This is a genomic window from Streptodolium elevatio, from assembly GCF_040649515.1.
Taxonomy (GTDB): domain Bacteria; phylum Actinomycetota; class Actinomycetes; order Streptomycetales; family Streptomycetaceae; genus Yinghuangia; species Yinghuangia elevatio.
Genome location: NZ_JBEZFP010000109.1, coordinates 20,712 through 31,834, shown reverse-complemented (window position 1 = coordinate 31,834; position 11,123 = coordinate 20,712). Strand labels below are relative to the sequence as shown.

Annotated in this window: 10 protein-coding genes and 1 pseudogene; 5 read left to right on the top strand and 6 right to left on the bottom strand. The window is 72.1% G+C overall.

Annotated features, from left to right (window positions below; all coding sequences use genetic code 11):
- From AB0C36_RS31820 to AB0C36_RS31810, 3 genes and pseudogenes are all read right to left on the bottom strand, one after another.
- Positions 1-200 (bottom strand): annotated as a pseudogene (locus AB0C36_RS31820) (acyl-CoA synthetase); the annotation flags it as partial.
- A gap of 166 nt (positions 201-366) precedes the next feature.
- The gene (locus tag AB0C36_RS31815; protein ID WP_358360909.1) at positions 367-1,107 is read right to left on the bottom strand and encodes a class II aldolase/adducin family protein; all 741 of its coding nucleotides are present in this window, start codon (positions 1,105-1,107) and stop codon (positions 367-369) included.
- Between the two features lie 55 nt (positions 1,108-1,162).
- Positions 1,163-2,389 (bottom strand): amidohydrolase family protein, encoded by a 1,227-nt coding sequence (locus AB0C36_RS31810; RefSeq protein ID WP_358360907.1) that lies wholly within the window; start codon positions 2,387-2,389, stop codon positions 1,163-1,165.
- Between the two features lie 225 nt (positions 2,390-2,614).
- Here AB0C36_RS31810 and AB0C36_RS31805 point away from each other — a divergent pair, with 225 nt between their 5' ends.
- Positions 2,615-3,346, top strand: coding sequence for an IclR family transcriptional regulator (locus tag AB0C36_RS31805; RefSeq protein ID WP_358360904.1), 732 nt, complete (start codon positions 2,615-2,617; stop codon positions 3,344-3,346).
- Positions 3,347-3,362: 16 nt separating this feature from the next.
- Here AB0C36_RS31805 and AB0C36_RS31800 read toward each other — a convergent pair whose 3' ends face one another.
- Positions 3,363-3,767, bottom strand: a complete 405-nt coding sequence (locus AB0C36_RS31800; protein WP_358360902.1) for an SHOCT domain-containing protein — start codon at positions 3,765-3,767, stop codon at positions 3,363-3,365.
- A 389-nt stretch (positions 3,768-4,156) separates the two neighbouring features.
- On the opposite strand from AB0C36_RS31800, the gene AB0C36_RS31795 reads away from it, so the two are divergent.
- The 3 genes from AB0C36_RS31795 to AB0C36_RS31785 all read left to right on the top strand — a co-directional run bounded on the left by AB0C36_RS31795 (position 4,157) and on the right by AB0C36_RS31785 (position 7,904).
- Entirely contained in the window at positions 4,157-5,890 is a 1,734-nt protein-coding gene (locus tag AB0C36_RS31795; protein ID WP_358360900.1) for a SulP family inorganic anion transporter, read from the top strand.
- Between the two features lie 240 nt (positions 5,891-6,130).
- The gene (locus AB0C36_RS31790; RefSeq protein ID WP_358360897.1) at positions 6,131-7,204 is read left to right on the top strand and encodes an NAD(+)/NADH kinase; all 1,074 of its coding nucleotides are present in this window, start codon (positions 6,131-6,133) and stop codon (positions 7,202-7,204) included.
- Between the two features lie 241 nt (positions 7,205-7,445).
- On the top strand, positions 7,446-7,904 hold the full coding sequence (locus AB0C36_RS31785; protein ID WP_358360895.1) for a chaplin family protein: 459 nt from the start codon (positions 7,446-7,448) through the stop codon (positions 7,902-7,904).
- 69 nt (positions 7,905-7,973) lie between these two features.
- Here AB0C36_RS31785 and AB0C36_RS31780 read toward each other — a convergent pair whose 3' ends face one another.
- The gene (locus tag AB0C36_RS31780) at positions 7,974-9,473 is read right to left on the bottom strand and encodes an FAD-binding oxidoreductase (protein WP_358360892.1); all 1,500 of its coding nucleotides are present in this window, start codon (positions 9,471-9,473) and stop codon (positions 7,974-7,976) included.
- A 298-nt stretch (positions 9,474-9,771) separates the two neighbouring features.
- Between AB0C36_RS31780 and AB0C36_RS31775 the strand changes: the two genes are divergently transcribed.
- Positions 9,772-10,434 (top strand): hypothetical protein, encoded by a 663-nt coding sequence (locus AB0C36_RS31775; protein WP_358360889.1) that lies wholly within the window; start codon positions 9,772-9,774, stop codon positions 10,432-10,434.
- A gap of 146 nt (positions 10,435-10,580) precedes the next feature.
- On the opposite strand, the gene AB0C36_RS31770 is transcribed toward AB0C36_RS31775, so the two are convergent.
- Positions 10,581-11,072: a hemerythrin domain-containing protein gene (locus AB0C36_RS31770; RefSeq protein ID WP_358360886.1), complete on the bottom strand. Its 492-nt coding sequence runs from the start codon at positions 11,070-11,072 to the stop codon at positions 10,581-10,583.
- Between the last annotated feature and the right edge of the window lie 51 nt (positions 11,073-11,123).

Genomic DNA, 11,123 nt, shown 5'->3' with positions numbered 1-11,123 from the left:
CACATCGGGAACTCCGGCACGTTGTCCAGCAGCACACCCACGTGCGGAGCGGCACCCGCGGGCAGCCGGTCGGCAATGAACGCGGCACGGGCAGCAGCGGCCTTGGCAACCTGGTCATGCGTCCACACCAAGTCCTCGAACATCAGGCCGGTGCGGTGATCGCCCGTCTGCGCGTGGACCAATTCGGCGACCGTGACCATGGTGTGCTCCGTGAGTTGTCGGCTGCGAGCCGTCGGCGGTGGGGTGTCGGCTGTGCGTCGTCCGCGGGCGTTCGTCGGATGCTCTGCGCGCCTGTCGCTGCCGGTGTCACGCCGGACGGCCGCCCCTCCGGAACCGGCGGAGAGGCGGGCGCGACCGGCAGCGGATTCAGTCGTCGAGGAGCGTGGGGTCGGCGGCGAGTTCGGCGCGTACGCTCGCCTCCCAGAAGCCCCGGAAGCCGTTTCCGTCGCTGGTGCGCGTACGGGCGAGCCAGGACTCGGGCAGCGGGCTGGTCGTCCGGCCGCCGGCGGCGCGGACCATCCAGGCGTTGCGGCACCGGGTCTCCAGCGCGACGGCCCGCTGGTGCACGGCGCGAATGGTGATGCCGAGCACGAACACGCCGTGTCCGGCGAGCAGCGCGAGTTCCCCGTCGCCCATCGCGGCGACCGTCCTGGCGGCGGCCGAGCTGTTGTCGACGGCGCCCTGGTACTCGTCGACCAGGACCAGGTCGCCGCCACCGCCGAGGCTCGAACTCTGGTCGTACGCGGGCGGAATCTCTCCCATGTCGGCCCACACCGTGCCGTACTGCGGGTGGTTGTGCATCGCCACCTGGACGTCGGGGCGGAGCCGGTGCAGTTCGAGGTGCAGCGGTATGCCGAGCGGTGCGGGCCAGTCGCCTTCGACGACCTTGCCCTCCAGGTCGATGCGGATGATGTCGCGCGGGCGGATCTCGTTCCAGGTGAGCAGCCACGGGTTGCACAGCAGGGTGCCGTCGCCGAGGTTGTAGGTGATGTGTCCCGCGAGGTGGTCGTTGTAGCCCTCGCGCCACAGGGTGCGGGCCAGCAGCACGATCTCCTGGGCGGGGGTGAGTTCGGGGATGAGCTTGTCGGCCGTCGGCACGAACGTCATGGCTTGCCTTCCTGAGGGAGTGTGACGGTTTGTCGGGTCCGTCGGGAATCCGGCGTCAGGCGTCGAGGGGCAGGACCACGTCGGGCAGCGGGTGGCGGTAGAGCTTCGCGGCGTTCTCGCTGCACATCATCCGCAGTTCGGCGGGCGGGATGTCGCCCCAGTAGCGCTCGACGACGTCCTGCGTGTGCGGCCAAGTGCCGTCGCCGTGCGGGTAGTCCGTCTCCAGCATGATGTGGTCGACGCCGATGACGTGGCGCAGCGCGATCGTGGACGGGTCGTCGAGGGTGCAGAACCAGAAGTTGCGGCGCAGCACGTCGGCGGGGCGCTCCGCCCAGCCCAGGCCGTAGCCGGACCGGTCGATGATGTTGTCGAGGCGGTCGATGAGCATGGGCACCCAGCCGATGCCGCCCTCGCTCATCGCGATCTTCAGGTCGGGGTGCTTGACCGGGTAGCCGGACCACAGCCATTCGCTGCACGCACCGAGCGAGAGCTGACCGAACATCGTCGCGCCGATCTGCAACGTGGGGCCGCCCGGCGGGGTGGGGTGCATGCCGGAGCTGCCCACGTGCAGCGAGATGACCGTGTCCGTCTCGACGCACGCGCGGATGATCGGGTCCCAGTGGTCGCGGTCCCACAGCGAGGGCAGGCCGATCGCGTGCGGGCGCTCGGGAAAGGTCACCGAAGTGAAGCCCCGGGCGGCGTTGCGCTCGATCTCGGCGACCGCCTCGACCGGGTCCGACAGGTAGGTGATCCCGCCCGGGATGACGCGGTCGGGGTAGGCGAGGTACCACTCCTCGTACATCCAGTCGTTCCAGGCGCGTACGCAGGCCTTGCCGACCTCGGCGTCCTTCGCGTGGGCGAACACGCGGCCGCAGAAGCCGGTGATCTGCGACGGGAAGTTGAGCATGGCCCAGATGCCGCCGAGGTCCATGTCCTTGACGCGCGCGTGTACGTCGTAGCAGCCGGCGCGCATCTGGTCGAAGCGGAAGGGTTCGAGGCGGACGGTCTCGGGGCGGCGCCCGGCGACCGCGTTCATGCCGACCTGCGAGTAGTGCTCGCCCTCGAACTCCCAGGTCTGCGCGCCGTTTTCGGCTTCGACGATGCGCGGGCCGCGGTCGCGCAGCGACGCGGGCATGTGGGTTTCGAACAGGTGCGGCGGCTCGACGACGTGGTCGTCCACCGAGATCACCGTGTAGCGGACCTCGGCGGGCTCGGGGTCGGGCAGGAACAGTTCGGTGTCGAGTACGGGCGGTGTCGGCCGGCTCGGCTGTGACTGCGTCATGGGGGCTCCCTTTCCGCCTTGCAATCCCGCTTGGCGTATCGTTCAGCGATACGATGTGTTGCAAGGCGACCTTCGGGTTCGGACTATAGGAGCCCGCTATATGAAGGTCAATGGGCATCGAAGCCATGCGGCCACGCTTCGTGGACGTGCCAGAAAGCGTCGGCGGACAGCGTGTCGCCAAGCGATACGGTGTGCGTCGGAGCCGTCCGGTCGAGGAGCGTGTCGATGAGCGTCAAACCCCTCCAGAGCGTGCAACGCGCCCTGGAAGTACTGGAGGCGGTCGCCGAGCACCAGCCGGTGGGGGTGGGTGAACTGTCCCGGCTGTTGGACAGCGACAAGAGCGCCGTCCAACGCATCCTCGTCACGCTGCACGCCAGCGGCTGGATCCGGCCCGCGGGCGGCGGTCCGACCGCCTGGGAGCTGTCCACCCGTCCCCTGATCCTGGCCGGCCTGTCCCGCAGACCCTCCGACCTGCCGGCGCGCGCCCGCCCGGTCTTGGAGGAACTGGCGCGCAGTACCGGCGAGACGGCGATGCTCGCCCTGCCGGACGGAGGCCGGATCGTGGCCGTCGACGTCGTGGAGAGCAGCCACCAGCTCCGCGCGGCACCGGGCCTGGGGTCGGTGCTCCCGCCGGCGGGCAGCGCGGCCGGGATCGCGCTGTTCAGCGCGATGGACCCCGACGAGATCGCCCGCTACGGCGTCGACCCGCACGATCCGGTCCTGGTGGCGGCGATGGAGCACACCCGCGAGCGCGGCTGGTCGCTCAACGCCGGCGCGGTGACCTCGGAGATCACCACCGTCGGCGCGGTCGTCCTCGACGATCTGCGCCGCCCCGCGGCGGCCCTGGTCGTCAGCGCCCCGACCAGCCGACTCGGGCCCGACCGCCAGGAGACCACGGGAGCCCTGGTCAGCGCCGCCGCCGCGCGTCTCGGCGGCCGCCGAGACCGACAGCCCTGACCACCGGCCCCCGTGGTCAGGCGAGCAGCTTGGCCTTCGCGGCCTGGAATTCCTCTTCGCTCAGGGCGCCGTTGGCGCGCAGGTCGGCGAGCTTGCCGAGTTCGTCGGCCGACCAGGTGACCGTGGGGCGGTTGTCCGTGCCCGCGGCCTCGCGGATGTAGTCCTTCATCGCCGCGTCGGTCCGCTTGGCCTGGGCGACGTCGCGCCGACTCATGCCGCGGCCGCGGACGATGACGTACGCCAGGACGCCCGCGAAGGGCAGCAGGATCACGCCCACGATCCACGCGGCCTTGCCCCAGCCGCCCATGTCGTCGCTGCGGAAGATGTCGGTGATGATCCGGAAGAGCAGGAAGAACCACATGATCCAGACGAAGAAGATCAGCATGGTCCAGAACAGGTTGAGAAGCGGGTAGTCGTCCACGGGCACTCCTTCGTGACGCCTCCGGGTAGGGGAGGCCATGATGCGGAGTAAATCCGACAATTCATATCAATTGCCTTCCAGTGTGTGCTCCAAACGCCGGGGCGGCCCCCAGCCTGCGAGCCTGGCGTGGCCGTCATCGACGGCGGTGAGGCGTCTGCCGCGAGTCGACCTACTGCTTGTTTTGTTTGATTTGCCCGGTTTATGGGTTGAATTTCCAGGTGGGATCGGTCCGCTTTCCGACGAACCGGGCGTGCCCCTGGTCGGTGATCGCCGCGGCCGGGAAGTCGGCCGCGGAAGTCGGCCGTCCCGGAAAGAGGGCGGGAGGGACAGCGGCGGGGAGGGGCAGGCGGCCGCGCACCACGTGAGGCGGGGTGTCGAACGGAGCGCACATGGCGAAGGGCCGTACGGGCGGCGGCGTGCGGCAGCGCGCCGCTGGGGCGTGGCCGGTCGCCGACTGGCTGCGGACGTACCGGCGGGACCGGCTCGGCAAGGACACGATCGGAGCGCTGACCGCGTGGGCGCTGATTGTTCCCGAGTGTGTGGCGTACGCCCAGATCGCCGGGGTGCCGCCGCAGAACGCGTTCTACGGCGCGCCCGTCGCGCTGCTCGCGTACGTGCTGTTCGGCACGTCGAGGTTCCTGATCGTCGGCGCGACCTCGGCCGCCGCGGTGCTGTCCGCGGCGACCGTCGCGGACGTGTCCGGGGATCCGCAGCTCGCGGTCGCCCTGTCCGCGGCGCTGGCGATCGCGGCCGGCGCCGTGCTGATCGTCGCCGGGCTGGCCAAGCTCGGCTTCCTGGCCGACTTCCTGTCCGAACCGGCCCTGGTGGGCTTCCTGTTCGGGATGGCGTTGACCATCATCGTCCGCCAGTGCGCCAAGATCCTCGGCGTCCCCGGCGGGGACGGCGACTTCTTCGACCGCGCCTGGACGCTGCTCCGGCACGCCGACGACTGGCACGGTACGACGATCGCGGTCGGCGCGGCGGCTCTGGCCGCCCTGTTCGCCCTGGAGCGCTGGGTCCCGCGGCTGCCCGCCTCGCTCCTGGTGCTCGTCGCCGGGATCGCGGTCTCCGCGGCCGTGGACCTCGACGACCACGGCGTGGAGACCGTCGGGAAGATCCCGCGCGCCGTTCCGACGCCCGGGTGGCCGGACATCTCCGCGTCGGACTGGATCGCCCTCCTGGCCGGGACGTTCGGGGTGGCGTTGGTCGTCTTCGCGGAGAGCTACTCCATCGCGGGCCGGTTCGCCCGCGAGCACGGCGACGAGGTCGACGCCGACCGGGAGATGGCCGCCATGGGCGCGGCCAACGTGGCCGCCGGCGTGTTCAAGGGCTTCGTGGTGTCCGGCAGCGCGTCGCGTTCCGCCGCCGCCGAGGCGTCCGGCGGGTCCAGCCCGATGGTGTCCACCGTGGCGGCCGCGCTGATCCTGGTCACCGGCGCGTTCCTGACCCCGTTGTTCACCGACCTGCCCGAACCGGTCCTCGGGGCGATCGTCGTCGTCGCGGTCCGCAGCTTCCTCAAGGTCTCCGAGCTGCGCCGCTACTGGCGCCGCGACCGGCCGAACTTCGCCGTGGCGGCGACCGCCCTGGTCGGCGTCCTGGTGTTCGACCTGCTGCCCGGGCTGCTCATCGCGGTCGCCCTGTCACTGGTCCTGTTCATCGCGAACGCGTCGCGGCCGCGTACCGCCGTGCTCGGCAAGATCCCCGGGACCGACCGCTACGGGGACATCGAGGACCAGCCGGGGGCCACCACCGTGCCGGGCCTGCTGCTCGTACGCCCGGACGGCGCGCTGTTCTTCGGCAACGTCGCCCGCCTCAAACTCGCCGTCCGCGAACTCGTCGCGGACAGCGACCCGCCGCCCGAGCGTGTGGTCCTCAACCTCGTGTCGAGCTACCGGCTGGGCGTCCCGAGCCTGGACGCACTCGACGAGCTGCGCGTCGAACTGGCGCGGACGGGCTGCGCGTTGCACCTGGCGCGCGTGCACCCGGACGTACGCGAGGCGCTGGCCCCGAGTCGCCTGGGGAAAGCACTCGGCCCGGATGCCGTCCACGCCTCGGTCGCCGACGCGGTCGCGGCCTTCCGACGGGACGCGCCGCACGGCCGGCCTCCGGTTCAGGGCGCGTGACCGGCGAGCCGGTTCGGCCCGCGGCATCGGCCAAGGGCCGCGAGGTTGTCGCGGAGTTGTCGCGGAGTTGTACGGCACTCGGGCGAATCGGATCGGGCATCCGGCCGCCGACCGCGCGCACTGCGGGTACTGCGGGGACCGTCCCTCGTAGCGTGGTCGAGATGCGGCGGCCCGAGTATCTGGCAGCCCGAGCACCTGGCAGCCGGAGTGTCCGGCGGCCCGAGCAGCCCGGAGGCGGATGTGGCGGTGACCCGGCTGGGTCTTGTGGTGCACGGCGGCCGCCCGGAGGCGACGGCGGCGGCGGTCACGGTCCGCGCGTGGGCCGCGGAACACGCCGTGGAGTGCACGGACATCGATGTGTGGCGCGACGGAGAAGGGCGTACCGCCCGCGAGGAGATGGACGCCGCGGGCAACCCGGATCTCGTCGTCACGTTGGGAGGCGACGGCACTTTCCTGCGCGGCGCACGGCTGGCCGCCGAGAACGACGCCCTGGTACTCGGCGTGGACCTGGGCCGCGTCGGATTCCTCACGGAGACCTCGGTGTCGGCCATGCGGGCCGCCCTCGACGCGGTGCGCGAGGAGGTCATCGAGGTGGACAGCCGCATGCTGCTCACCCTCCGCGCCTCGCGCCGCCTCCAGGTGCCCACGGAGATGGAGGCCCTGATGAAGTACGGTCGCGGCCCGCTCCTGCCGCCCCCGCAGGTGCGGACCGACTGCGAGGTCGACGAAGTGTGGGGTGTCGCGCTGAGCGTCACCGCGCTCAACGACATCGTGGTGGAGAAGCTGTCCCGGGACCGCCAGGTGTCGGTCGGCGTGTACGTCTCGGGCCGACTCCTGGCGTCCTACTCGGCCGACGCGCTGCTCGTGGCGACGCCGACCGGTTCTACGGCCTACAGCTTCGCCGCGGGCGGCCCCGTGGTCTCGCCGCGCGCGGAGGCGCTCGTCTTCACGCCGGTCGCCCCGCACATGGCCTTCGACAGGTCGATCGTGGCCGGGCCCGACGAGCCGATCGGCCTGCGGGTCCTGGAGCGGTCGGGTGCGGCGGCGGTCAGCATCGACGGCCGGATCCAAGGCGTCCTCGAACCCGGGGACTGGATCGGCGTGTACGCGTCGCCGCGCCGCCTGCGCGTCGTGCGGCTGGGGCCGATGGACTTCTACGGGCGCCTGCGTCGGCGGATGAACCTCACCGACGCCCCGGCCGCGGTCGCCGACGGGGCCGCGGCGCCGTTGTGGTCGGTGACCGGGCCCGTCCCGGAGGACCTCGCGCACCTGTCGCTGCCGGTGGTTCGGGACGGTCCCGCGCCGGGGCGGTGATCGCGAACACCACGCGCCGACAACGCCGTTGGAGGCATGTGATGGTAAGTAACATAAACGCCGTAAGTGAGCTTTGGATTGGCAATGTTCTTTTTGAGTAACTTGCTCCCTCGGCGGCCGTTAGCACCTTCGCGGGAACAAGGTCCCGCCTCGGATACCGAAGGGGCCGGCGATTCCCGTGCGACACACTGCAAGCAAGCGACTGTTGGCTGCGGTTGCCACATCAGGTGCGATCGTTGCCGTGGTCGGCGGCGTCGCCCACGCCGACAGCGGCGCGGACGGAGCCGCCGCGGGTTCGTCCGGCGTGGCGGCCGGGAACGTCACGGGGGTTCCGCTCGACGTCCCCGTGAACCTGTGCGCCGACGGCCTTCGGGTAGTGGGCGTGTTGAGCCCGACGCTCGGCGGTGTCGCGTGCGCCAACGCCCCGGCCCCGGTCGAGACGCCGTCCGTGACACCCACGGAGCCGCCGACGCCGCCGCGGTCGCGCGTCATGCCGCCGCCCGAGGTGGTGCAGGCCACCACGCCGCCCGCACCTGTCAGCCGTGATCCGGGGACGCCGCGGCCGGCTGCGGCCCCCGTACCGCAGGCTGCCCGCCTCGCGGAGACGGGCGCCGAGACCTCGGTGCTGGCCGCGACCGGCATCGCGTTCCTGCTCGGCGGCACGGTCCTCTATCGGCGAGCCAGGCCGGTACACGTCTGACGTCTGACGTCTGGCGGCTGGCGGCTGGCGGCTGGCGGCCCCCAGGGTTTGCGTGCGGCGGCGCGGCCCTCAGGCACGCGCCACCGATTGGGGGAACGCGAAGACCTGGTCCGGGTCGTAGTGCCGGGCCACCGCCTTGAGGCGGGACAGGTTCCCGCCGTAGTAGGCGGTGCCCCAGTCCGGCAGGCTCGCGTCGATGTAGTTGACGTACGCGCCGGTCGCGCCCAGCGCCGCGAGCCCGTCCCGGACGGCGTCCACCTCGGCGGTGGCCGCCGCCTTCCCGGCCGGGGTGGTGCTCGCGTAGATCTGCGCGGTGGCGAGCGCCGAGCGGTGCGGGAAAGCGGTGGCGTCGGGGGCGAACCGCGACACCGCGCCGCCCATCGAGTCCAGCAGCAGGTCGATGCCGGTACGCCCGTCCATCAGTTGCACCATCCGCTGCGCGTCGAGGGGGGCGGGGAGCACGCGCGAGACGGCGACGAAGGCCGCTCGCGGCAGCACCCCGCCCTCGGACGTCGGGTGGCACTGGGCGATGGTGTCGTTCGCACAGCCGGCCATGTACTTCATCGCGTCCAGATAGGTCTTGGCCTGCACGGTCCGCGAACTCGGCTGCGTCGCGGAGGCGGACACCAGCCGGTCCAGGAGGGGGTTCAGCCCGGCCTCCGACCCCACATGGCAACCGCCCACCCGACAGGTCGGCGGAGTGCCGCCGGAGACCACGCAGTTCGACCACAATTCCGGCGGTGCGTCCGCGACCCACTCCTGCCAGGCGCCGACCACCGCCGCGGTGGAGCCGGCCGGAAAGCGCAACGAGAAGACGGTGAGCTCGGGCGCGGTCTCCGTGCTGAAGGTGAACCGCGTGACCACGCCGAAGTTGCCGCCGCCCCCGCCGCGCAGCGCCCAGTACAGGTCCGGCTCGGAGCACGCGGACGCGGTGACCACCCGCGAGTCGGCGGTGACCACCTCGGCCGACACCAGTCGGTCGCAGGTCAGTCCGTACTTGCGGGCGAGCACGCCGACCCCGCCGCCGAGGGCCAGCCCGCTGACGCCCACTGTCGGGCACGAACCGGCGGGCATCAGACGCCCGGCGTCGGCGAGTGCCGCGTACACCTCGATGAGCCGCGCGCCCGCGCCGACCTGCACCGTCCCGTCGTCCTGCACCTGGACCCGCGCCATCGGCCGCAGGTCCATCACCAGTCCGCCGTTCGGCACGCTGTACCCGAGGTAGCTGTGCCCTCCACTGCGCGCGGCGATCGGCACGCCGTGACCGCGGGCCACGTCCAGGCAACTCTGCACGTCCTCCGCGGACGTGCACCGGGCCACGGCCGCCGGCGGTTGGGAGTCGTAGAGTTCGTTGTAGCCGAGCCGGGCCACGGCGTACCCCTGGTCCTCCGGGAGCAGCAGCCGCCCGCCGAGCCGCGCCTTCAACGCCGCCCAGTTCGGCGACCCGCCTGCCACGAACCCGGCCACCCGACGCCGGCTTGCACCCTGCGCCACACCGCCGGACGCCGCCCCGGTCAGCGCCACCGCCGCACCCGCTCCCAAAGCGGCCAGGAAACCCCGTCGGTCCATCAGCATGCCCCACCATCTCCAGGCCGTTCGATGCGGCGGCGTGCTTGCCACGCAGCCCCCTGCCATCGTCCGTCGGGCGTCGGCCGCGGTCGCGCTGGGCTGACCCATCGGTGGACGCGAGCCGATCGCGGGGTTCCGCTTGTGAAGAGTCGGTAGGCGCGCGCATGCGTGCGGCGCCACGGGGCAGCGGCGCGCGTGCCGGCGCAACTGACAGCTCAGTTGCGGACTTTGCGGGCCGGCCCGGCCCCCGGGCACCGGCCCTCCCAAGCCCCCGACATCGGAGGAGTGAGCAGAGATCATGGTGACTGCAAGGGAACGCTGGTTGGGCCGTACCGACGTCAACCCGTTCTATGTGGTCGTCGGCGCGGGTGACTTCGCGGTGGAGAAGGCCCGCGACGCGTCGACGATGATCATGGAAGGCAAGATCGACATTCCGGTGGGTGTGCGGCCGCTGCGCTACCGGGTCTCGAACACCGTGGCACAGGTCCAGTCCACGATCGGCGAGACGGCCGACGCGATCGGGAAGAACCCGGGCGGGTACGTGCGCAGCCAGTACGGCCGGGCCTTGGACGTGTACGAGGACCTCGGTATCCGCGGGCACAAGGTCGTCGCCAAGATGCGCGGCAAGGCCGAGCAGACCGCGGACGACGTGCGGCGCGCAAAAGACGAGGCCACGCGCGACGCGAAGCTCCTGAAGGAGCAGGCCAAGGGCGACGTACGCGAGCTCAAGGACGAGGCCAAGGGCATGGCCCGCGAACTCGGCGGCGAGGCCGAGGCGGGTGCCCGCCGTACGGCCGCCAAGGCCGGGGCCAAGGGCGGCACCGGGGCCCGGACTTCCCGGAGTTCCGGTTCGCCGGGTTCTTCGGGTTCGTCGGGTGGCTCGGGTTCCTCGGGTGCCTCGGCGAGCAATGCCAAGTCCTCGCGCGGCACCGGCCGCTCCGGCTCCACAGCCGGCCGCTAGGTAGGAGAAGCCGACGACCACGGCCCGGGCCCGGGCACCGTCCGGCACCGGCCGCCGTCCGCCCCCGCACGTGGTTGCCGCGGCCGGGCGGGGGCCGGACGGCGGGTTCCCGGGCCGTGGCCGGTGACCGGTGGCCGGTGCCCGGGTCAGTGCCCGAGGTCGTCGCTGCCTGCGGGTGCGTCGTGGCTGCGGTCGGCGCGGTGGTCGTTCAGGTAGTCGGACCGGGCGGTCCGCAGGCGGCCGACAACGCGGTCGAGTTCGGTCTCGGGGACGTCGTCGCCCTCGAGAGCGGGCAGGAGGTCGCGGCGTTCGTGGAGGAGGAGGCCGTCCGCCGCGGCCGCCGCCTCGTACGCGTCGTCGAGAAACCCGCGCCCCTCCGGGCCCGACTGCAGCGCCGCCGACAGGAACGCCTCGACCTGCTGGTTCGTGCGTACCGCCTCGTCCACCCGGTCCGCGCGCCGCGGGTCGTGCCGCAGGACCGCCGGGTACAGCTCCTGCTCCTTGGCGGCGGCCGTGGCGCGGAGTACCTCGGCCGCCGCGGGCAGGAGTTCCGCCACGCTCTGCGGTGTGGCGCGCCACCGGGCGATCAGCGCACGCAGGCGGTCGTTCTCCTCGATGAGCTGCGGGAACGCGTTCATGGGTACTCGCTTCGGTCGGGGGTCCATGGGGGAGCGGCTTCCCCACACCCG

Excerpts from the sequence above, each read along its gene's own strand:
- AB0C36_RS31815 (WP_358360909.1), bottom strand. The coding sequence starts at position 1,107 with ATGACGTTCGTGCCGACGGCCGACAAGCTCATCCCCGAACTCACCCCC.
- AB0C36_RS31810 (WP_358360907.1), bottom strand. The coding sequence starts at position 2,389 with ATGACGCAGTCACAGCCGAGCCGGCCGACACCGCCCGTACTCGACACC.
- AB0C36_RS31805 (WP_358360904.1), top strand. The coding sequence starts at position 2,615 with ATGAGCGTCAAACCCCTCCAGAGCGTGCAACGCGCCCTGGAAGTACTG.
- AB0C36_RS31795 (WP_358360900.1), top strand. The coding sequence starts at position 4,157 with ATGGCGAAGGGCCGTACGGGCGGCGGCGTGCGGCAGCGCGCCGCTGGG.
- AB0C36_RS31780 (WP_358360892.1), bottom strand. The coding sequence starts at position 9,473 with ATGGACCGACGGGGTTTCCTGGCCGCTTTGGGAGCGGGTGCGGCGGTG.
- AB0C36_RS31775 (WP_358360889.1), top strand. The coding sequence starts at position 9,772 with ATGGTGACTGCAAGGGAACGCTGGTTGGGCCGTACCGACGTCAACCCG.
- AB0C36_RS31770 (WP_358360886.1), bottom strand. The coding sequence starts at position 11,072 with ATGAACGCGTTCCCGCAGCTCATCGAGGAGAACGACCGCCTGCGTGCG.